The 22,399-nt window shown below is 66.1% G+C and carries 18 protein-coding genes; 7 read left to right on the top strand and 11 right to left on the bottom strand.

Annotated elements, in window-relative coordinates:
- Positions 1-69 precede the first annotated feature (69 nt).
- The 7 genes from AC07WJ_RS02005 to AC07WJ_RS01975 form a co-directional block, all read right to left on the bottom strand.
- Positions 70-3,324 carry an efflux RND transporter permease subunit gene (locus AC07WJ_RS02005; protein ID WP_494932854.1) on the bottom strand — a complete coding sequence of 1,085 codons (3,255 nt, stop codon included), beginning with the start codon at positions 3,322-3,324 and terminating at the stop codon, positions 70-72.
- A 14-nt stretch (positions 3,325-3,338) separates the two neighbouring features.
- Positions 3,339-4,595 (bottom strand): efflux RND transporter periplasmic adaptor subunit, encoded by a 1,257-nt coding sequence (locus AC07WJ_RS02000; RefSeq protein WP_494932853.1) that lies wholly within the window; start codon positions 4,593-4,595, stop codon positions 3,339-3,341.
- Positions 4,596-4,647: 52 nt separating this feature from the next.
- Positions 4,648-6,168 (bottom strand): efflux transporter outer membrane subunit, encoded by a 1,521-nt coding sequence (locus tag AC07WJ_RS01995; RefSeq protein ID WP_494932852.1) that lies wholly within the window; start codon positions 6,166-6,168, stop codon positions 4,648-4,650.
- 70 nt (positions 6,169-6,238) lie between these two features.
- Entirely contained in the window at positions 6,239-6,610 is a 372-nt protein-coding gene (locus AC07WJ_RS01990; RefSeq protein ID WP_494932851.1) for a hypothetical protein, read from the bottom strand.
- Between the two features lie 109 nt (positions 6,611-6,719).
- A complete protein-coding gene (locus AC07WJ_RS01985; protein ID WP_494932850.1) occupies positions 6,720-8,042 on the bottom strand; it encodes an ATP-binding protein in 1,323 nt (440 codons plus the stop codon).
- The gene (locus tag AC07WJ_RS01980; RefSeq protein ID WP_494932849.1) at positions 8,039-8,752 is read right to left on the bottom strand and encodes a response regulator; all 714 of its coding nucleotides are present in this window, start codon (positions 8,750-8,752) and stop codon (positions 8,039-8,041) included. Before AC07WJ_RS01980 ends, AC07WJ_RS01985 begins: the two co-directional genes overlap by 4 nt.
- Before the next feature lie 169 nt (positions 8,753-8,921).
- On the bottom strand, positions 8,922-9,257 hold the full coding sequence (locus tag AC07WJ_RS01975) for a hypothetical protein (RefSeq protein ID WP_494932848.1): 336 nt from the start codon (positions 9,255-9,257) through the stop codon (positions 8,922-8,924).
- Positions 9,258-9,496: 239 nt separating this feature from the next.
- On the opposite strand from AC07WJ_RS01975, the gene AC07WJ_RS01970 reads away from it, so the two are divergent.
- From AC07WJ_RS01970 to AC07WJ_RS01960, 3 genes are all read left to right on the top strand, one after another.
- Positions 9,497-9,880 carry a hypothetical protein gene (locus AC07WJ_RS01970; protein WP_494932847.1) on the top strand — a complete coding sequence of 128 codons (384 nt, stop codon included), beginning with the start codon at positions 9,497-9,499 and terminating at the stop codon, positions 9,878-9,880.
- Between the two features lie 220 nt (positions 9,881-10,100).
- On the top strand, positions 10,101-10,400 hold the full coding sequence (locus tag AC07WJ_RS01965; protein ID WP_494932846.1) for a hypothetical protein: 300 nt from the start codon (positions 10,101-10,103) through the stop codon (positions 10,398-10,400).
- Between the two features lie 815 nt (positions 10,401-11,215).
- On the top strand, positions 11,216-11,932 hold the full coding sequence (locus AC07WJ_RS01960) for a hypothetical protein (protein ID WP_494932845.1): 717 nt from the start codon (positions 11,216-11,218) through the stop codon (positions 11,930-11,932).
- A gap of 384 nt (positions 11,933-12,316) precedes the next feature.
- Here the strand turns inward: AC07WJ_RS01960 and AC07WJ_RS01955 are convergent, their stop codons facing one another.
- Positions 12,317-13,198, bottom strand: a complete 882-nt coding sequence (locus AC07WJ_RS01955; protein WP_494932844.1) for an EamA family transporter — start codon at positions 13,196-13,198, stop codon at positions 12,317-12,319.
- Positions 13,199-13,396: 198 nt separating this feature from the next.
- On the opposite strand from AC07WJ_RS01955, the gene AC07WJ_RS01950 reads away from it, so the two are divergent.
- The 4 genes from AC07WJ_RS01950 (at position 13,397) to AC07WJ_RS01935 (ending at position 16,759) form a co-directional block, all read left to right on the top strand.
- On the top strand, positions 13,397-14,305 hold the full coding sequence (locus AC07WJ_RS01950) for a LysR family transcriptional regulator (protein ID WP_494932843.1): 909 nt from the start codon (positions 13,397-13,399) through the stop codon (positions 14,303-14,305).
- Positions 14,306-14,445: 140 nt separating this feature from the next.
- Entirely contained in the window at positions 14,446-14,955 is a 510-nt protein-coding gene (locus AC07WJ_RS01945) for a DUF2199 domain-containing protein (protein WP_494932842.1), read from the top strand.
- Between the two features lie 325 nt (positions 14,956-15,280).
- On the top strand, positions 15,281-15,979 hold the full coding sequence (locus AC07WJ_RS01940) for an outer membrane protein (protein WP_494932841.1): 699 nt from the start codon (positions 15,281-15,283) through the stop codon (positions 15,977-15,979).
- Between the two features lie 84 nt (positions 15,980-16,063).
- Positions 16,064-16,759, top strand: a complete 696-nt coding sequence (locus AC07WJ_RS01935) for an outer membrane protein (RefSeq protein ID WP_494932840.1) — start codon at positions 16,064-16,066, stop codon at positions 16,757-16,759.
- A gap of 47 nt (positions 16,760-16,806) precedes the next feature.
- On the opposite strand, the gene AC07WJ_RS01930 is transcribed toward AC07WJ_RS01935, so the two are convergent.
- From AC07WJ_RS01930 to AC07WJ_RS01920, 3 genes are all read right to left on the bottom strand, one after another.
- Positions 16,807-18,126 (bottom strand): phenylacetate--CoA ligase family protein, encoded by a 1,320-nt coding sequence (locus AC07WJ_RS01930; protein WP_494932839.1) that lies wholly within the window; start codon positions 18,124-18,126, stop codon positions 16,807-16,809.
- A gap of 423 nt (positions 18,127-18,549) precedes the next feature.
- Complete coding sequence (locus AC07WJ_RS01925; protein ID WP_494932838.1) at positions 18,550-20,028, bottom strand: porin; 1,479 nt, start codon at positions 20,026-20,028, stop codon at positions 18,550-18,552.
- Between the two features lie 1,222 nt (positions 20,029-21,250).
- Positions 21,251-21,964 carry a response regulator gene (locus AC07WJ_RS01920; protein WP_494932837.1) on the bottom strand — a complete coding sequence of 238 codons (714 nt, stop codon included), beginning with the start codon at positions 21,962-21,964 and terminating at the stop codon, positions 21,251-21,253.
- Positions 21,965-22,399 lie beyond the last annotated feature (435 nt).

Here is a 22,399-nt window from a genome sequence, read left to right as displayed (position 1 = left end):
CGGGTCGACACGATGGCGAGAGCAAGAATCTTCATGGTGCACCAAGCCTATGCCAGGCGGCCGGCCGCCTCAAGTCTCCTCCGCCATGCGCGGCTCCGGGGACGCACCGCCCGGCCGCGCGGCTTCGCCCGCTCGTGGCGAAGAGACGCCGCTGAACCGGGCGTAGAGCGCCGGCAATACCAGCAGCGTCAGCAAGGTCGCGCTGATCAGGCCGCCGATGACCACGGTGGCCAGCGGTTTCTGCACCTCCGCCCCCGTGCCGGTGGCGAGCGCCATGGGCACGAAGCCGAGCGAGGCGACCAGCGCGGTCATGGCGACCGGCCTGAGCCGGGTGAGCGCCCCCTGCATGATCGCCTCGTGCTTGGTCAGGCCCTCGGCCAGGAGCTGCTTGATATAGGTCAGCATGACCAGGCCGTTCAGCACGGCGACCCCCGACAGCGCGATGAAGCCGACCGCGGCGGCCACCGAAAATGGCATGTCGCGCAGCCACAGTGCCACGATGCCGCCGGTCAAAGCGAGCGGCACCGCGCTGAACACCAGGAGCGCGTCGCGCGGCGAGCCGAGGGCCGAATAGAGCAGCAGGAAGATCAGGAAGAAGCAGGCCGGCACCACCACCGCCAGCCGCTGGCGCGCCGCCGCGAGGTTCTCGAACTGGCCGCCCCAGGTGATGTAATAGCCTGCGGGCAAGGGGATGCGCTGAACCTTGGCCTGCGCCTCCTCGACCACCGAGGCGATGTCGCGGCCGCGCACATTGGCCGTCACCACCACGCGCCGCTTGCCGTTTTCGCGCGAGATCTGGTTCGGGCCCTCGGCGAAGGAGAGGCTCGCGACCTGCTCCAGCAGGATCGTCGCCGGCCGCCCCGACCCGGCCGCGGCCAGCGGGATCGGCAGGTGCTTGAGCTTTTCCAGGTCTTCGCGCAGGACGTCGGGCAGGCGCACGACGATCGGAAAGCGGCGATCGCCTTCGAAGATGATGCCGGCTTCGCGGCCGCCGATGGCCGCGCCGATCACCTCCTGGACCGCGAAGACGCTGAGGCCCATGCGGGCGATCGCAGCCTTGTCGATCCGGATCTCCAGGAACGGCAGGCCGCCGACCTGCTCGACCTTGACGTCCTGGGCGCCGGGCGTGCCGCGCAGGACGGCGGCGACCTGGTTGGCGGCACGCAGCATCGGCTCGAACTCGTCGCCGAAGACCTTGACGGCGAGATCGCCGCGGACACCGGCGAGCAGTTCGTTGAAGCGCATCTGGATCGGCTGGGTGAACTCGTAATTATTGCCGACGAGCTTTTCCACCGCCGCCTTGATCCGGTCGATCAGCACCTCCTTGGCCAGGGTCGGATCCGGCCATTCCGACTGCGGCTTGAGCATGATGAAGGTGTCGGAGGCGTTCGGCGGCATCGGATCGGCCGCGACCTCGGCCGTGCCGGTCTTGGAGAAGACATAGGCGACCTCGGCAAAGGCGCTGACCGCCTTTTCGACATCCAGCTGCATGGCCTGCGACTGGGACAGCGAGACGCTGGGAATGCGCAGGGCGTGCATCGCGATGTTCTTTTCGTCCAGCGTCGGGATGAATTCCTGGCCGAGCCGGTTGAACAGCAGGCCGGCGCCGATGAGCAGCACCAGCGACCCCACGATGAAGACCCAGGGCCTGCGCACGGCCCGTTGCAGCAATGGCGCATAGACCGCCTTCAGGCCGCGGACGAACAGGTTTTCCTTCTCCTGGACCTTGCCGGTAATCGCGATGGCGATCATCGCGGGAACGAAGGTGATCGACAGGATGAAGGCGGCGGCGAGCGCGATGATGACGGTCAGGGCCATCGGCTCGAACATCTTGCCTTCGATGCCGGTGAAGGTCAGCAGCGGCACATAGACCAGGATGATGATCGCTTGGCCGTAGACCGATGGCTTGATCATCTCCTCGGCCGATTCGATGACGGTGCTCAGCCGCTCGCCGAGGCTGAGCTTGCCGCCGAGCTGGTGCTGTCGTTCGGCCAGCCGCCGCAGCGTGTTTTCGGTGATGATCACCGCGCCGTCGACGATCAGCCCGAAATCGAGCGCTCCCAGGCTCATCAGATTGGCACTGATCCGGCCCTGCACCATGCCGGTCATGGTCAGCAGCATGGCGATCGGGATGATCAGCGCGGTGATCAGCGCCGCCCGGAAATTGCCGAGCATCAGGAACAGCACGAGAATGACCAGGAAGGCGCCTTCGGCGAGGTTCTTGGCGACCGTCTTGACCGTCGCATCAACCAGCACCGTGCGGTTCAGCACGGTCTTGGCCTCGATGCCTGACGGCAGCGAGCGGTTGATCTCCTTCAGCTTGGCGTCGACCGCCGCCGACACCGTGCGGCTGTTGCCGCCGATCAGCATCATGGCCGTGCCGATGACCACCTCGGCGCCGTTCTCGCTGCCGCTGCCGGTGCGCATTTCCCGGCCGATGCCGATCTCGGCGACGTCGCTGACCCGGATCGGAACCCCGTCGCGGGTCGCGACGACGACATTGCCGATATCGGCGATCGATTCGAGCCGGCCGGCGGCACGCACCGCATAGGCCTCGCCGTTGCGCTCGAGATAACCCGCGCCGCGGCTGACATTGTTGCGCTCCAGCGCTTCCGCGAGATCGCCGAACGAGACGTTGAGCGCGGTCAGCTTGGCCGGATCCGGCTGCACCAGGAATTGCTTTTCGAAGCCGCCGATCACGTCGACCCCGGCCACCCCCGGCACGGTCCTGAGCTGCGGCCGGATGATCCAGTCCTGCACGGTGCGCAAATAGGCCGACCGTTCCAGCTCGGTCCGCAGCCGCTGGCCCTCGGGGGTGAGATAGCTGCCGTCGGGCTGCAAGCCCGGCTCGCCGGCGCGTGCCGGCGCGCGCCCTTCGGCCGGCTTGAAATGAACCGCCCACATATAGATCTCGCCGAGCCCCGACGAGATCGGCCCCATGCGCGGCGTGACGCCCAGGGGCATGGTCCGCTGCGCCTCGGCCAGGCGTTCGCCGACCTGCTGGCGGGCGAAATAGATGTCCGTCTTCTCGGAGAAGACCGCGGTCACCTGCGAGAAGCCGTTGCGCGACAGCGAGCGGGTATATTCGAGCCCGGGAATGCCGGCGAGCGCGGTTTCGACCGGGAAGGTCACCTGTTTCTCGACGTCGACGGGCGACAGGGCCGGCGCCAGGCTGTTGATCTGCACCTGGTTGTTGGTGATGTCGGGAACGGCGTCGATCGGCAGCTTGGTCAGCGACCAGACCCCGAAAGCCGCCGCGGCCATGGTGAGGAGGACGACCAGCCAGCGCTGATGGACCGAAAACGCGAGAACACGTGCGATCATGGTTCCGGTCCGCCTCAGTGCGAGTGCTCGGCTTCGGCTTTCCCGAGCTCGGCTTTCAGCAGGAAAGTGTTGGTGGCGGCGATGACTTCGCCGGCATCGACGCCAAAGGCGATTTCGACGAATTCGCCGTCTTCCTTGCCGATGACCACCTTGCGCCGCTCGAAGCCGGTCTCGGTCCGGACGAACACCACGGGTGAACCCTCCATGGTCTGCAACGCCGCGCGCGGCACGCGGATGTCGACCTGGACGTCCTCCACGGCGACCTCGGCATTGACGAAGGAGCCCGGACGCCAGCCGAGATCCCGGTTGTCGATGACGGCGATCACCCGCGCCGAACGGGTGTCCTGGTTGAGCATGGGGCTGATGAACACCACCTTGCCTTCGGAGCGCCGGTCCGTGCCGGCAGCCCCGATCCGCACCCTGTTGCCCTCCTTGATCTCGGCGAGATCCATGGTCGAGACGGTCAGCTCGATCCAGACCGAGCTCAGGTCGGCGATGACGAAGAGTTCCTTTGCCTGGCCCTCGCCGCCGACGGGGGCGCCGAGGTCGACGATCCGCTCGACCACCCGGCCGCCGCCCGGCGCGCGGATTTCGTAACGCTGCAGGCCGTTGACGGTCTGCATCGACAGGCCGGCGACCTCCTGCTCGCCGACCCCGAGCGCCGACAATTTCTGGCGCGCCAGATGCACCCGCAGCTGCGCTTCGGTGAAGGCGTTGCGGGCGCGCAGATATTGCTGTTCGGCCTGGATACGGCTGCGCCACAGCGTCTCCTCCCGTTCGAACAGCGTCTTCTGCAGGCTGAAATTGACCTGCGCCCCGACATATTCGCTCTTGGCGTCGGCCACCTCGCGGCTGTCCAGGATCGCCAGCAATTCGCCCGGGCTCACCGCGTCGCCGAGGCCCTTGCGCAATTCGGCGACCGTGCCGACGACCTTGGCGGCGATCCGCCAGATATTGTTGCGGTCGGGCACGATGACGCCGGGAACCGTGAGATGGCGGCTGAGCGTGCCGGCCTCGACGGTCGCCAAGCTGATCCTGGCCGCCTCGATCCGCGCGGCATCCATCCGCAGCACGCCTTCGGCTTCGCCGCCGGCCGCGCCGCCGTGCCCCGCTTCGGCCGCCGGCGGTGTCGCCTGCGCCACGGCGTCGCCGGCCCGCAGGAGCCCGACCGAGACCAGCATCCCGCGTGCGGATTGGGGAATCTGCGGCGCGGCGACGCTCAACAGCACGCCCCCGATCAGGGCGCAGATCACGAGGATCGCTGGTTTCATGGCTTGCTTCCTTGCGGCGGGCGGCGGTCGACCGCCAAGGCCCTGGGAGACGTCAATGCTGCGGCCCGGCGACGGAAAGGCCCGCCGCGCTCGCCCAGGACGTCGGCTCGGGCGGCGCGCTCATGACATCGACCGGCGGGCTCGGCGCGGTGTTCGGCGCGCCGATGGCCTTGAACAGGGAGACCGGCGCGATGGCGGCGCTCTCGGTCGCGTCGGCGAGGTCGAGCTCGGCCTGGCGCAGATCGGTCTCCGCCTGCAGGCGCTCGGTCAGGCCCGTCAAACCGCCGCGATAGAGCCGATCGGCGGTCGTCGAAGCGCGTTGGGCGGCGGCGACCGCCGTTCTCTGCCGTTCCAGCCGCATGGCCGACGTCCTGATCGTCGCCAGCGCGATCTCGACATCTTCCACGCCGCGCAGGACAGCGCCGCGATAGGCGGCGATGGCCTCGCGCCACTGGGCTTCCCGGGCCTTGAGCACCTGACGGCGCAAGCCCCAGTCGAGCAGGGGAATGGTCACCCCCGGTCCGCCCGAAATCGCCACCGGCGTGCCCAGGACCGGCTGGCCGATCAGATTGCCGCGAACGTCCAGGCTGCCGATCAGGGTCAGCCGCGGGAACAGGTCGGCATAGGCGACGTCGGCCTCCAAGCCACGCTGGGCGACCAGCCGCTCGGCACGCCGGATGTCCGGACGCCAGCGCAGGAGATCGGCGGGAACAGGCGCGCGCGGCGCGGCGATGATCGGCACACCGCGATTTGCCCGGTGCAGCCGCGTATCCGGCCTGGCCGAACCCGACAGGGTCGCCAGGCGTTGCATGGCGATCCGTTCGGAAAGCTCGGCGGCGGGCAAGCGGGCGCGCGCCGCCTCGAAGGTCGCACGCGCCCGCTGCACGTCGAAATCACCCGAGGTGCCGGCGGTCTGCTGGGTGCGGACCAGGTCGAGCAGGCCTCGCCGGGCGGCGATCTCGGTGGCGATCACCGCCCGGCGGCGCTCGGCGGCGCGCAGTTCGAGATAGGTGCGGACGATCTCGGCGACCAGCGTCACCCTGACATCGTCGCGTTCCTCCTGGGCGACCTCGGCCGCCCGCTCGGCGCCGGCGATGCCGCTCCGGACGCGGCCGAACAGATCGATTTCCCATTGCGCGTCGAAGCCCGACTGGAACAGCCCGACCGTCCGCAGGGGCCCCTGCCCGCGGCTTTCGCCGCCGGCATTGAGACCCTCGGCAGGTCCCGAGAGCCGGTGTTCCACCCGCGCCTGCGCGCTGGCGTCGACAACAGGGAAGCGCTGCGAGCCCTGGGCCCGGGCCAGCGCGCGTGCGGCATTGACCCGCTCGATCGCCTCGTCGACGCCAGGGTTTCGAGCCAGGGCATCGGTGACCAGGCGATCGATGGCCGGGTCGCGAAATGCCTTCCACCAGGCCGAGAGATCCGGCGCCGGCCGGCGCGGCGCGGCGGTTGGACCGTTCGACCATTGACCCGGCAAGGCGAGGGCAAGGCCCGGTGACGGCGCGCGCGTCACGCAGCCGGACACGCCGCAGGCGATACCGAGCGCCAGAACCAAGGTCGTCTTTTTCGGCACGGGAACGCCTATGCGCAAGAGCTGGCCGGGCGCGGGGCGCGCGCGGCTCCTGGGACGGTCGGGGCGGCGATCAGAACGTGGCGCGAACCGTCGATCCGCCGGGAATGCCGAGCTGGATCGCGCCCTTGCTGCCGGCCGGGATCGCCGCCGGCGCCGTGCCGGTCATGCGCGCGCCTTCCGCCGGCGTCAGCGGGAAGCGATGGGTCGTGCCGTTCACGACAATGGTGGCGTTGGCCGTGAAGCCGGCCGCCGGCACCGGTTGCGAGCGCTCGTCGCTGACATAGACGACGACGCTGGTCGTGCCGTTCAGGACCACTTCGACATGGTGCCGCGCGCCGGCATCGACCTTCCAGCCGCCATTCGGCCCCCGCTCGGCGCCACTGGCCATCGCGCCGGAGGAAAGGCTCACGGCCATCAGCGCCACCAGGACATGTTTCATCATCGGATCGTCCTCCATGGAATGGACATCGCAGTGCAGCAAAGGCTTGCCCCGGCGATGTAGCGGAAATTCCACGTCGGCGTATTTCGGCTTTGTAACGAAATATGACCGGTCAGGATGGCAGTATTTGAAGTAATATTGTTACTTCAAGCCCGCCCGCCCGGCGGTTCTCCAGGCTAATCGAGCCGCCATGGGCACCGATAATCTCGTTGGCGATGGTCAGGCCGAGGCCAAATCCGCCGCAATCGCCATTGCGTGACTGATCGAGCCGAACGAAGGGCTCGAACATCGCATCCATATGAGCCTCGGGAATGCCCGGCCCCTCGTCGGCCACGCTGACCCGGACGAGACCGGTCTCGGCCCGCACCCTGATGGCTGCGGCATCGCCATATTTGATGGCGTTCTGGACGATGTTGGTCAGCGCCCGCTTCAGCGCCAGATGCCGGCCGAACACCACGATCGACCGGGGCGCATCGAGACTGACCTGGCCGCCGGCGTCGCTGACATCGTCGGTTATGGTCTCGATGATCGCGACCAGGTCGACCGGCCGCATCTCCTCGTCCGACCGGTCGCCCCGGAGGTAGCTCAGGGTCGCGTCGATCATCCGCTCCATCTCGCTGAGGTCGGCGGCGATCGACGCGCGCGTCCGCTTGTTGCCGATCTCCTCGATGCGCATGCGCAGGCGCGTCAGCGGCGTCTTCAGGTCATGGGAAACCGCCGCCAGCGCCTGGGTCCGCGCGGTCACCAGGCGGCTGATCCGGCCCTGCATCTCGTTGAAGGCCCGGGCCAGCGTCCTGATCTCCCGCGGTCCGGTTTCCGGCACCGGCACCCGGTCGGCCGAGGCGTAGAGATTGCGCGCCGCCTCGGCGAACAGCTCCAGCGGCCGGGTCAGCCAGCGGATCATCAAGACCGCGACGAAGACCACGCCGAGCGCCATCAGCGTCGTCGACAGGATCGCGCCATCCGAGCGCGCATGGTGGATATGGTTCGCGAGCAGGTCGATATTGAGCCAGGAACCATCGGGCAATTGCATTGAAATGGCGGCCAGGTGGCTGCCGGCATTGGCCTGTTCTATGCCGATGACGAGGCCGCCCTCGGCCCAGGCCGGCACCAGCCCGACCAGGCGCTCGCGCAGGCCGGCCCATGTCTCCGAGGCCTGCGGGTCGGCGACGGCGCGCTGCCGCAGGCCCCAATGCGCCTCGATGACGCCGCCGGCGAGATCATGGGTCGCCGCGTCCCGGTCACGCGGCGGGATGCGCAGGACGGCGCGGTAGATCCCGGCGAGCCGCTCGGCCAGCTGCTTCTCGTTGGCCAGCACCGCTTCGCTGTTGAGCGTCGCTTCGTAGAACCAGAGGCTGGTGCCCTGGACGGTCGCGATCCCCAGCAGCAGGACGATGACGGTGCGTCCGACCAGCGTCTCGAACAGCCATCTCACGCCCTGGCGACCTCGGGTATGAACAGATAACCCAGGCCCCGCACCGTCTTGATCATGTCCTGGGCCTGGTCGCCGCCGCCGAGCTTGCGCCTGAGCCGGCTGACCTGGACATCGATCGACCGGTCGAAGGCGGCCGAGACGCGGTTGCGCGCGGCATCCAGGAGGTGGTCGCGCGACAGCACGCGTTGCGGCGCCTCGACGAAGGACAGGAGCAGGTCATATTCGCCGGTGGACAGGTCGACCACCACGCCGCGGCTGTCGGTGAGTTCGCGCCTGCGGGTATCGAGCGTCCAGCCCTCGAAGGCGAAACGCCAGGACTGGTCGGGCCTGACCTCGGCCTGCGACGAGGTCCGGCGCAGTACCGCGCGGATCCGGGCCGCCAGCTCGCGGGTGTTGAACGGCTTGGAAATATAGTCGTCGGCGCCGAATTCCAGGCCCAGCACCCGGTCCATGTCGTCGCCGCGCGCGGTCAGCATGACGATCGGCACGGCCGATTCCGCGCGCAGTTCGCGGCAGAGCTCGAGCCCGCTGATGCCCGGCAGCATCAGGTCGAGAATGATCAGGTCGACGGCGGTCGCCTTCAGCGTCTCGCGCATTTCGCGACCGTCGCGCACCGGGGTGACGCGGAAGCCGGATTCACGCAGGAATTTCGCGACGAGGCGGCGGATCTCGCCGTCGTCGTCGACCAGCAGGATATGCGGATCGCTCATGGTGTCTCGCATCGGCCCGGTGAATTGGCGCTTCTGGCGCCCGGAACCATGCGACCTTACAGCGCTCAATGTACCGCCATGTTTCGGTTCTGTTACGGATTGTACGGAGCGAAAGCCGGCTGCGGACCGTCACCCCGAAGGGCGGCGGTCCGGCCGTGGCACTGGCTTCTCAGTGATGGCGGTGGATCGCGATCACCCGGTTATTGCCGTCGACGATCACGTGGTTGTTGTTGACGTGGGTATAGCGATGGCCGCGAAACCGCGGATGGCCCTCGATCGCGTGATAGCTGAGATTGCCGGAGAGCTGCGTGCCGACCGCGACCTCGCCGGCGACCGCGGCAGAGGGCATGGCGGTCCGGTTGATATAGGAATCGAGGAAGGCGCGTTCATCCGCCGAATAGGACTGCGCGGCGTCGCTGGCGCCTTGGGCGAGAACCGGCTGCGCCGCGACGGCGGGAATAGCGGCAACCAGCGTCAAGGCGAGCAGTCTTGCTAATATCGACATTGCGATCTCCATGTTACGGCTTCGATGGAAGGGCCGTGTTCTTCAGGATTATGGAGAGACACATGTCGTTCAATCGATATATTGAAATAATATATTGCGTAATATTTCGATATATTCCGCACCACGATCGAAGAAAGCCGTAACATGATCCCGAGGCGTCGCGGGGCCTTCGGGAAAGAGCACCACCCTTGATTGCGTGACTTAATTCCTATATCGAAGAAGGCGGGAGGTATTTCGTCATGGCCGTCAGATCCCGCAGGTTTTTCCCACGTCATCCCTTCATCTGCATCTGCGACCCCACCAAGGTCGACGCGTTCCCGACCCACCCTTCGGAATTTCCGGGCGACAAGCAGATCCACGCGTCGAACGTCTTCATTGTCGTGCTCATGGATACCGCCGAGGATTTCAAGTCGAAGGTCACGCTGGGTCCGGCCGACGAAGCCGGCCCGGCGACGCCGCCCGTCTTCGACCGTGTCCTGGACACACCGACCCGCGTCGTGCGCGTCGCGACCTCCGACGACCAGGCGCTGCTGGTTCAGTCCGTTCCGGAACAGCACACCAGGATCCGGATCTGGGGCAATCGCCCGGAAGCGCCGGATGAGGTCATCATCGGTTTGGGCTAGTTGCCCTCGCAAGCCTGCGCGTCGTGCCGGCGCAGGGCAGCACCCAATCGAGGACGAACAGATGGAAAGACCCGGCTGAAGTCAGTCGATCACGTGTTGCGAAGAGCCTTCAGCAGAAGCGCGACAGGAAGGAGCAATCATCCATGGCCATTAAATCACGCCGGCCGCCCCGCCGAACTCACAGCTCTACATAGCCGATCGCTCCTCAACAGGCCGCGACTTGCCGCGCGAATTCTCGCCGGATCGGCAGGTCAACGCCGCGAGCGGATGCTCTATTGTCGGCGTGCTTCCCGACTGCGACGGCCCGACCACTGTCAGCATCGGTACGGCTGACGAGATCGAGCCGGAGACCGAGTTGGCTTGCGATCGCGTATTGGATACGCCGACCCACATCGTCCGGGTCTTCACCTCCGATCGCCGAACCCTTCTTGTTCAGCCGGTGCCAAGCGGACATACGCGCGCGCGGATCTGGGTCAATGACCGGAAATGGGCCGATAAGGTCGTCATCGGCCTTGGATAGAGGGGGCTGCCGCCGCCGCCCGAGAACAGTCCAATACCGGCCCCTCGTGAACGGCTGCGTTTGCTCTCGTACCGCTGCACAGTGGTTGCGACTCCTTGGCCGGATGGGCGCAGCCCTGATGGAGACAGTGGAGCAATGGCGGCTTGGCCGCACGTCCTCATGCCCGCATCACGTCGTCTTGCCCGGGCGATCAGCGATCGGCAAGTCTCGTCTCCCACGTCTTGTCTCCATGGTCGAGACGATGTCCATTCCCAGGCCTGATTGCCCCTATCCCGCCCTCCAATCCGGCCGCCCTCGGCCTTTCCATGGCACGCCGCGTTGCGCCCATGCCCCGGCTGCGTCCGACGGCTCGCCATGCTTCTGTCCATTGCGCAAGAAGCCCGCAGGGGCTTGGAAAGCGACCGGTTCTCCCGCGCGCCCTTGTGGTTCTGGCGTCAAAGCGACAACGCCTGCCTCGCGGCCATAGGTCGCCAATTGCCTGCACGGTTCTTTCTTCGTCGCAGGTGACCCAAGGCTCGCCATCAAGTGCATAAAGACGCCTCCGGACGCAAACCGCGACGCTCCAGGGAAACCGTTTTTTCTGGCCGCCTTCTCGGCGGCGATGGCCGGCAACAACGCCCATAAAATCAGCAGCTTAGGCAAGGTCGGCGTCGACCGGGGCGCAAGCGCCGCGGCATGCGTCAGCTTCTCCTTTCGCGACTGTCGGTCGAGGGCGACACCGACATCACCCCCATCGAAAACACCGCCATGATTGGGAATAGGAATTTATTCCCGCAACCTGAACAACGACCACAACCCATGGCAGGGGTTCTTCGTTGTTCACATCCGCAGATCTTACCTCGCTTCGCCAGAGGCGCCGCGACCTTGCCGGCCTCGGCGCCAATATCAAGCTGCTGCGGTCGCAATGGGCCGCCAAGTCCGGCTTCGACCCGAACCAGCCGCGCGTTCCCGCGGGACATCCGGATGGAGGGCAATGGACCGATCGCGGCGGAAGCGTCATCCACCTCGCGCAGAACGTGCCGCGAAGGCCGGGGCTCGCGTTATGGCCGAACGCGACACTCCAGCAACAGGCGGAGCTTCTGGCCGCGCGGATCGGCGCCGCAACTGCCATCGCTCGTGTGCGGCAAAACGACCGCAACTGGGCACCAAGACAGAGCGTCTATCCCCCGACAATCCAGGGGGAAATTAGTGCGCGTCGCGCAGAGAGAGCGGAGGCCGATGCGCGACACATGGAGCATCTGAACTTTGGCGTAGGTCCCGGTCCCTATGCCAGCGGCTCGATTCGCGCACGCGAAGGCAACAATTTCACGGCAGCAGAACGTCTCGAGCTCAATCGCATTGGATCGGAAACGGGTTGCCATACCTGCGGCGCGCGCAATCCCGGCCCCGGGCGGCGAAACTTCTTCTTCGATCACCAGCCGGCCAATTCATGGCGACGTCCTGGCGAAATTCAATTCCTGTATCCGCATTGCGCGACCTGCAGCTACAGGCAAGGCGGTTACTTGAGATGGCACCGACCGAGCCCACCATGAGTCTCGAGCCCGCTGGCTGGCGCCTGAAATGTATCTTCGATGGCCGGCCTTTTTGATGCACGCGAGCGAGGGGCTCACAAGGCCTCACATGGTCTCGGTCGAGCTTGTCCCGACCATCCACCCAGTGTCGCCGGTTCAAGTCGTGGATGCCCGGCCCAAGGCCGGGCAAGACGATGTGCGGGCCTCACTGTCGGCTGGGCATCGGGCGAGGATCCAGCACCCGATCTACCCAGCGTTCGTCGCTCCAAGAATAATTCTCGTCTTGGCCGGGCTTGTCCCGGCCATCCACGACTTGTTCCGTTTTGAATGCATCAGCCCCGAGGCTGCGGTCCCAGCGATGACGTGCGGCGGCAAGCTGCACGATGGAATTGTCTTGCCAGACCCTCAGGTCTCCACCCGTTCCGCCACCACCTTCCGCGCCCCACCCTGAATCCGCTGGCTCAGCCAGACACTGCCCACCACCACCGCCATGCCGACGATCTGCATCGGCGTCAGCGCCTGGCCGAGCGCCCACCAGCCGAGGATGACGGCGGTCACCGGGCTGAGGAAGCCGAGCGAGGCGACCACCGACGGCTCGAGCCGCGCCACGCCGCGAAACCACAGGATATAGGTGAGCGCCGCCCCGATCAGGCCGAGATAGGCGAGCCCGGCGAGATTGGCTTGCGTCAGCGCCGGCAGAGGCGGCTCCAGCAGCAAGGCGACCGGCACCAGCAGGATGCCGCCGGCGGTGAGCTGCCAGGCGGTAAACGTCAAGGGCGAGACCGGCGGCTGCCAGAGCCGGCTGAGCACCGTGCCGAAGGCCATCGAGACGGCGCCGGCAAGGCCGGCGGCGATGCCGATGGGATCGAGCGCCGCGCGCGGCGTCAAAAGGAGCAGCGCGACGCCGGCCATGCCGGCAAGCGCGGCGACGATCGACAAGGCCTTGACCGGCGCGCCGAGCAGCCCGCGCGCCAGGAAGATGACGATCAGCGGCTGGATCGCGCCGACGGTGGCGGCGACACCGCCCGGCAGCCGATAGGCCGCGACGAACAGCATGGCCCAGAAGAACGAGAAATTCAGCGCGCCGAGCAGGAAGGCGCGCGGCCACCAGATGCCCTTGGGCAGCTCACGCACCAGCAGCAGCAGGATGAGGCCGGCCGGCAGCGCCCGGAGCATGGCGATCGTCATCGGATAGCCCTGGGGCAGGAATTCGGTGGTGACGAAATAGGTGCTGCCCCAGATCGCCGGCGCGATGGCGGTCAGAAGGAGGTCGGCGCGGCGTGTCATGATGCTGGATCCAGGGTCAGGTCGACGCCGGCCCGATCGTCCCCGATCCCATGACCAATGCGTCGGCATCCGATGAAGCGGCGGAGAGGCGACTGTTTGAAACAGCCGCGCTTCCGCCGGGAACAGAGCTAATGGCTGGCTCGCACATTGTTTATATGCGATCGGGTCCACACACTCGTCACCGGCAGTGAACAAGCCATGGATCATCTGACCGCATTAAAGGTGTTCCGCCAGGCGGTCGAGCTCGGCAGTTTCGCCGAGGCATCGCGCCGCCTCGGGCTTTCGCCCGCGGCGATCAGCAAGAATATCGGCGAATTGGAAACCCACCTGGCGGCACGCCTGCTCAATCGCACCACCCGCCGCATGAGCCTGACCGAGGCCGGGTCGCTTTATTATGCCCAGGTCGCGCGCATCCTGGACGATCTCGCCGAGGCGGACCGCTCCCTCGGACCGTTGCAGGACATGCCGAGCGGCACCTTGCGCGTCAGCGCCCCGGTGACCCTGACATTGATGGGCCTGTCCGCCGCGATTCCCGGCTTCCTCGACCGGCATCCCGGGCTGTCGCTCGACCTCAACATGGAGGACCGGCGCATCGATATCGTCAAGGAAGGCTACGACCTGGCGATCCGCGGCAGCGACCGGCTCGAGGATTCCAGCCTGATCGCCCGCAAGCTGATGACGCTGCACCATGTCGTTTGCGCGTCACCCGGTTATTTCGAGCGTTTCGGCGTGCCCCGGGAGCCCGACGACCTGCAGCGCCACAACTGCATCAAGTTCACGCTCTCCGGCCATGTCGACGACTGGGAATTCCGCATGGGCGACCGCGTGGTGCGCGTGCCGGTGACGGGGCGCTACCGGGTCTCCTCCAGCCTTGCCGTGCGCGACGCCTTGCGCGCCGGCATCGGACTGAGCCTGATCCCGCGGCTCTATGTCGGGGAGGATCTCGAACAGGGCCGCCTGCGGACCGTGCTCGATGACTGGTCGCCGGTCGAAACCTCGGTCTATGCGGTTTATCCGTCGCGCCGCTTCATCGACGCGAAGCTGCGCGCCTTCCTCGATTTTCTGGTTGATGCGCTGCGCGACGAGCCGGCCGCCGCCAGGCGGTGACGGGATCGTTCGAACGCAAGGCTTGCCGTCATCGCCACGGCGAAGGAAAGTTCCGCCTGTGTATTTATTCCTATCGACACAATCACAGGTTATGCTAGCCTCGATCGACAATCGACTGAGCCAATGGCGACGACGGCGTCATGGACCACACCTGGATATGTGCCTGTTGCGGCCGGAGCCATGACACTTTGCCAATGGCTTACGGGCCCCACCCGCCGGACAACTGGTTCGCGATCCCCGAAGCCGAGCGGGACCTGCTGAGCTTCCTCACCGACGATGTCTGCGTGATCTACGATGCCGAATATTATATCCGCGGGTGCCTGGAAATTCCGGTGACCGGCAGCACGCAGCATTTCGAATGGGGCGTCTGGGTCTCGGTGTCCCGCGACAGCCTCATCCATATGCTCGACCGGTGGACGGCCGAAATCGCCGAAGACGAGCCGCCACGGTTCGGCTGGCTCACGACCTGGATCAAGGGTTGCCCGGAACCCCATGAGATCAGGTGCCATGTGGTTCTGCGCTCCGGCGCTCTGCGGCCGCTGATCCAGCTCGAACCGACCGACTATCCGCTCGCGGTCGAGCAGCACCAGGGAATCACGCTGGATCGGGTCAAGGACATCGCCGCCACCATGCTGCACCGCGACGCCTGACGGATGCCCGACAGGGGCGATGCCCCGCCGCGGACGCGGCCGCCGAACCGCGATGATCAAACGGTCGTAGCGCGCCGCCGCGCCCTGATGCCCCAGGCGGAATTGCCCGTCATCGTCGCGGTGTCGGATTTGCGTCCTGCAACCTGGCCACCCCTCGCCTTGGACTGGACAGCACTCGAATTGTCACCCACGGCAAGGCCTGTATCCCTCACACAACACATTGAAAACATTCATGATAATATCGTCGCGCCGGCGAGCCGGAGCGATTGCCCCGCGCCGCTCCAAGCCCTAACGCAGGCTTGAGAATGCAATCACGGGATGCGTCATGACCTCACTGAAATCCGCCGCCATCGCCGCGACCGCAGCCTTGACCCTGTTCGACGTCGCCGCCGTCGAAGCCGCCGATCTCGGTTCGCGTCAGGCGCTGGCCGGCACCATGATCGCAGCGCCGGCCGATCTCTGGACCGGCTTCTATCTCGGCGGCCATCTCGGCTATCGCTCCGAGGCGACGTCGATCTATTTCGAGGATTTCTTCTACCGGACCGAACATCCGAGCGGCGTGGTCGGCGGCCTGCATGCCGGCTACAACCTGCTGGTCTCACCCAATCTCCTGCTCGGCCTGGAGGCGGCGGGTTCGATCGGCGGCGGTTCGACGACGACACCGGGCGGCTATGCGACGATCAGAAGCGGCTGGGACGCCCAGTTCAGGGTGCGCGCCGGTGTCGTCCACGGCCAGTGGCTGGCCTTCGCCGCGGCCGGCCTGGCGCTGCAGGATCAGCGCTATCAGGACATTGACGGCTTTCGCCTGAGCAAGACCCGGCTCGGCTGGACGGTCGGCGCGGGCGTCGAATATGCCATTGATACGGCCTGGCGGGTGCGCGCCGAATATCTCTATTCGAACTTCGGCACGAGCACCGCGCTCGACAATTACAACAGCCCGTTCAGCCTCAAGACCGATACCCACACCGTTCGCTTCGGCGTCAGCTACCGCTTCGCGACGGGCGGATCGGTCTATGGCCGCTAGCGCCCACGGGTTTTCGGTCGATTTCCACCCCATCGCGGGCTCTCGCCGTCGCGAAGCCCGGACAGGTCAAGCACAGGGTTCATCATGCCTCCTTTGAAATCGGCCGCAATCGCGGCGACCGCCGCCTTGACCTTGTTCGACGCCGCCGCCGCCGAGGCCGCGGATCTCGGTTCGCGGCGCGAGCCGATCGCCGCGATGATCGCCGTGCCCGCCGATCTCTGGACCGGCTTCTATCTCGGTGGCCATCTCGGCTACCGTTATGAGAACACGCGCTTCAGCTACCTGACGGAGGCGATCCACCCGAGCAGCGTCGTGGGCGGCGTTCACGCCGGCTATAATGGGCTTGTCACGCCGAACCTCCTGCTCGGCATCGAGGCCGCCGGTTCGATCGGCGGCGGTTCCGCATCGACCCCACAAGGCGGCTATGCGACGGTTCGGGGGGGCTGGGACGCCCAATTCCGCGCGCGCGCCGGCTTCGTCAGCGGCCAGTGGCTGGTTTTTGCCGCCGCCGGCCTGGCGCTCCAGGACCAGCGCTATTCCGACATGGACGGCCTGCGCTTTTCCAAGCTGCGTGTCGGCTGGACCGTCGGCGCCGGTGTCGAATATGCCATCGATCCGGCCTGGCGGGTGCGCGCCGAATATCTCTATGCGAATTTCGGGGCGCACCATTCGCCGTTCCTGGCCGGCGGCGATTTCGGCCTGAAGACCGAGACCCATACGTTCCGCGTCGGCATCAGCTACCGCTTCGCGACCGGCGACGCCGTCGTCGCGCGGTACTGAGCGAGCCCGGCCGCGACCATCGGAAAAGGTCGCCGCGCGCGGCCTTTTTACGGCCTCCCTCCGGCTCCGACCAGCGAGATGCTCTCCTCGAATTTGGCCGCCGGACCCGCCGGGAAAGCCTCGACCGCCTTCAGCGACACTGAAAAACCGGGGTCGAAATAGCGCCGGACCAGAGCCTCGATCGCCGGCTGATCGGCCTTGGCGCTGCGATCGTCGGGCACGTAGCGGATCTCGATATGATCGGCTGCGGTCTGCACCAGCTGGATTTGCAGAAAGCTCAGGAAGGGCTGGTATTTGGCCGGCGAGACATAGGGATAGATCTGGCGGCCGTCCTTCAGGGTGAAGACGTTGCGATAACGGCCGACAATGCGGGCCAGGGTCGGCAAAGTTCGGCCGCACGACGCTTCCCGCGGCCCGACGGTCGCATAGTCGCCGATCTCGTAGCGGATCAGCGGCATGGCGTAGTTGTAGAGCGTGGTGATCACCACGCGGCCGGTCTCGCCCTCGGCGCAGGGACTGCCGTCGGCGCGCAGCACCTCGACGAGATTGGTCTCGTCGCACTGGTGATAATGGCCGCAATCCGGGCAGGCGAGCGCCAGCAGGCCGGTTTCCTTGGCGCCATAGGCATCGGCGATGTCGCAGGCGAAGGCCGCACGGCAGGTCTCACGGATATCCGGCGTCACCGGCGTCGAGACGGTCATGATCCGCTCGAACGACAGGCGCCGGCCGGTCTTGAGCGCGCGGGCCGCGAGCGCGCCGGCGGCCGAGCCGCGGGTCAGCACATAAGCCGGCCTGCGCCGTTCCAGCCAGTCGAGCTGGCGGTCGAAATCGGCGAGCAGGTCGAATTCATGCGACCAGCCGGTCGGGAAACCCGGCCGCCAGCCGGTCGAGCTGTCGCCCTCCCGGCCGCCTGCGGCCTGGTGAGTGGCCAGGAACAGGCAAAGCGTCTTCGCGCCGTCGATGGTCCACCAGCGCATCAGCCGGTCGGTCTGCGCCTGCGAAGCCGCGCCACTCAATTCGTTCTCGAGGTAATGCACGGGACGGCCGGTCGAGCCCGAGGTCGCCCCCGACGAGACGGCGCCAACCTCGGTCGGCACCGCCTGTGACGCGAGGTCCGCGCGCCGTGCCTGCAACGCCTGCCGCGTCAGCAGCGGCAGCACCGACCAGGCTTCGGTTCCCGGCTCAATGGCCGCCAGGTCCAACCCGGCCAGATGCTCGCGGTAGAACGGCACGGTGGCGCGGGCATGGGCGAGCAACCGCTGTAGCAACTGCCGCTGTACGGCAGCCCGATCGGTCGCGGTGGCGCGCTCGCTGGCCGCCAGAACCGGCCGAAACCGCAGGACGATGGGTTCGATATTCAGGGCCAACCGGTGATCTCCCGCCGGCGTGCCGCCGATGTCGGGCATTCTAGGCGACAGGCGCATTTGACGCGAGCGGCGCCGGTGATCCGGCACGCATGGTACGAACCGCGCCACGATCGCCTTTGCGGCATGTCGCCATGACACCCGGAACTGGAGAGCGCGGGCCCGGCAGTCGCGGCCGCGCCTATCCTGGCCCGCGCGATCCGGCGGGACGATCTCTCCCACGACAATTGCGTCGCCTGTCGCAAACGTCGAGACCATCGCCGGCAAAACCAGTTGGCCGGCCGATATCCGCTTCAGGAGGCGCGAACATCGGCCGGCTCAAAGGGAGCACGTCGACCAAGGCGGGCACACCTCGTGCGGTCGCCGTGCTCGGCATTCCCGGCGGTGCATGGGCGCCGGGCTTCTGATCAGATTGGAGGACTCGGATCAGAAATTGCGCTGCACCCGGGCGGTCGCCACCCAGGCCCCTTGCGAACCGAGCGGCATGCCGCTCGGCGCGACGATCGGCGTTCCACCGGCCTGGGTGCGGGATTGAATGTTGTGATAGACAACCTCCAGGCCCAGATCGAGATTGCGCACCGGCGACCAGATGGTGTTCACGCCGACCGAGGCGTATTTGACATCCCACAGCGTCGACGCCGCGGGCTGGTCGATATTGGTGTAGGAACCAAAGATCGAAGAGCGAACCGCCGGCGTCCAGAAGTGGCGGAAGCCTGCGGCAACCGACCATGCCTTGGTCGTCTGGATTGTCGGGGTCGCCATGGCGGTATTGACGATGCCGTCGCGCAACTGGGTATTGAGCCCGTTCGTCAGAACCAGATTGCCCGCGCCGAAGATGCCCTGGCGGTCGCCACCCTGGTTGCCGAGGCTGAAGGCATAATCGAGGGCACCGTCGGCATAGACGGCCTGCAGCCAAAGCACGTCGCCGCGCGCCAACATGTCCAGGTTGATGCGAACGCCGGCGCCAGCTGCCCAGCCGAGCTTGTCGCGCGCGGCAGCCACCGGGCTGCCGAAGTTCATTCCGCCGGCGGCAATGGCGCTGGCGGGAGCGGCGCTCCAGCCGTAATCGGTCAGCTGGTGCAATGCACCCATTACCTGGGCCGAGCCCCAGGCCTGATCGACGCGGAGATTTGCAACGATATCGGGCAGCTTTTGCGGGCCGTAGGTCAAGCCATAGGTCCCGGAAAGCGGTCGCGTCAGCGGAACCTGGTTTGCGCCGGCTGCGCCATCGAGCCAGACATCGCCGGTGCCGTAGCGCCGATACATCGAATCTTCGATGGAGACCGTTGCCGAGAAGCCCTGCCCGAACGAGGCGGTGTAGGCGAGCACCGTGGTCGATCGCGCGGTCGCGGCAGCGTTGCCGCTATATTGCAGGTCGCCCTGATAGAAATTGAAGAACGAGGCCGAGAAGCCCGCTGTGAAGCCGGCGAACTGGATGAACGCCCGTTCGAGATTGACCTGCGACGACCTTGGCGACTGGCCGACGCCCGAGTTGATCAGCCCCGCCGAACTAAAGGAGCCGCTGTGGTTGCCTTTATAGACGCTGAACTGGCCGAACGCGCGCAGCAGGCCATATTCGGTGTTCGAACGGGCATCGAGATTGAGGGTTACGCGCGCCGAAGTCCCGTAGAGCTGGTCGTAATAGGTCGTGCCGAGATAGGTCAGCCCGGTTACCGGATTGGTCCGGGAGCCGGCCGACGAGTTCACCGTATAGTCGACACGCACGAAGCCGCCGATCCGGAGGCAGGTGTCGGTGCCGGGAATGAAGAAGAAGCCCGCACCGTAGGTATCGCAGATGCGCACATATTCAGCCGGGGCTGCCTTGCCTGGCAGGTCCGCGGCCTGTGCGCCGGCGACTGCGACGAAGCTCGCAAAGCCGACAAGTAGACTTTGTTTGATTTTCATGATCTGAACCTCCAGTTGTTCCTTAAGACTGTCGGATTTTCGACGAAATCGATCCGACATTGTGATTTGTCACGGCAAAATCCCGCGCATGCAGACGGCAAGCGTAGTCGTTCACCGAAACGATGCTTTTTTCAGTTTGGGAACTTCGATTTCACCCTGTCGGTCGCGGCCGAAGGTGGCCGCCGTCGCGACCGCGGCGGGTGAGATTAGCGATCTTTACGGCATGCTTTGATCGAATCGATCGACCAGCAACGCACAGACACGCCCCCAACTCTGGCGGCCGTGGCGCCATTCTTGGCACTTTCCGTGCCTGTACATACTTGCACGATAGTGATTTCTAATTCGATACAACCTCCGCCAGTTCGATCTATTCGACGAATCGACCGTATAGACGGAAGACGCTTTCAGTCAATTACCTTTGGCTCGTAATATTCTGACGCTCAATTAAACTATTTGCTGCGCGACGACGGAGACATTCTTGTATTGCAATAGTCCGCAACATTACTTGTCGAGGCGCCTCTCGAACGCGGTGCGGAAATCGCGCATCCCACCGTCCTTAGTGTTGGAGAATCAGACATTTTCCGCCGGGCCGCCGTCACGGTCGGCGCCTTGCCCGATTTGGCGCCGCCCCGGTCGGCGAGTGCCGCGGAGGCCGGCGGACGCCCATGGGGCCCTGTGGCGCCAAGGCAACACAAAGGCGGCATCGTCAAGGAGCCCAGGGGTCCGGGCGGGCCCCTGGTCACCATGGGTATGACCGGAACGACGGCGACTGTCGGAAGGATCGCCTGGAGGCCCAATTTGCCGGATCGGGTCGGACGTGCAGTTGATGCCGAAAGCTCGATGTCGAGCCACCAATGGTCCGGACGGCACATGGCGATAGCCGTAAGCCGCCCGTCGCCGGGCGAAGGCAACGGGGCCTCCCGGAAGCCTGGTCGAGTTGATCCGAACGCGCGGATCGGTCACGGCGCGTCGTTGGCAGCCCCGGCGAAGCTCGAGGACCCACCGGCCAACGCACGCAGGACGGTCTCTTGCTCGGACGGAGCGGCACGAGCGGCGGTCCGGTCGCTCATGATCGGCCCGCCGGTGATTGGTCGAGCGTTGGCAAGGGCGGCTTCACTGCCGGGCGCGCCTTCATGGCACCCGAGGCCCGCGTCTTGGGCGGTGACGATGCACCACGACGGGATGGGATCGGTGCGGGCGGCAAGTGTCTCGAACCGTCAACTCACAGGTGAGCGACCTCGGGTGTGAACAGATATCCCTGTCCCCGCACCGTCTTGATCATTCCCTGCACCTGATCCTCCGCTTCAAGCTTGCGCCTCAAGCGGCTGACCTGCACGTCGATCGAGCGATCGACGGACATCGACATCCGCTTTTGCGCGACGTCGAGCAGATAGTCCCGCGAGAGCACGCGTTGAGGTGCCTCGACGAAAGCCAGCAGGAGATCGTACTCGGTCGTCGACAGGTCGACGACCACACCTTCCCCGCTGGTCAGGAGGCGACGGCGTGTGTCGAGGGTCCAGCCGTCGAAGACAAAACGCCATGGCGCGGCCGGCGCACCTTCGGCGCGAACAACGGACCGGCGCAGGACCGCACGGATGCGGGCGGTCAACTCGCGAATATTGAAGGGCTTGGACACATAGTCGTCGGCGCCGAATTCCAACCCAAGGACTCGATCCGTGTCGTCGCCGCGCGCAGTCAGCATCACGATGGGGACGGCGGACTGCTCGCGCAGCTCTCGACACAGCTGCAATCCATTGGGGCCGGGCAACATGACGTCGAGAACGATCAGGTCCACCGCTGTCGCCTTCAACGTCTCGCGCATTTCGTGCCCATCACAGACCGGGGTCACTTCAAACCCCGATTCTCGAAGAAACTTCGCCACGAGCCGGCGGATCTCAGCATCGTCGTCGACCAAGAGAATATGCGGCTCGGCCATTGAATTTCACGCTCGTATTGGGAATGGAGTGGCCTCCAGCATCACTTGCCAAACACGTCGGTCCGCCCTTGGCGTGGCCACTCGAAACGGCCGACCGTTCACCGGACGCTCTCGCATCCGTTCCACCCGACCCAACGGCACTTCCGCATCGCAGCGGCCGGCGTCGGCCTCCGCGCCGACGGGAATCGACTGCTCAGAGGTGGCGGTGGGCCGCAACAGTCTCGTTGCGACCCTCCACGATCAGATGGCTGTTGTTCACGTGCCCGTAACGACGGCCGCAAAGTCGCGAATGTCCGTCAATGACCCGGAAGCACGAATTGTCGGTCAGCGGGACTCCAAGCGTGACGGCTCGCGGGACCGTCCTTGACCGCATGCCGGTCCGGCCGATGAACGAATCAGGAAGGACGTGCTCGCCGGCCGGGCAGGACTGCACGG

The organism is Phreatobacter sp. GW821-FHT04C01 (assembly GCF_059420385.1).
Note: the sequence above shows the minus strand (reverse complement) of the source record. Positions and strands in the feature narration are given on the sequence as shown.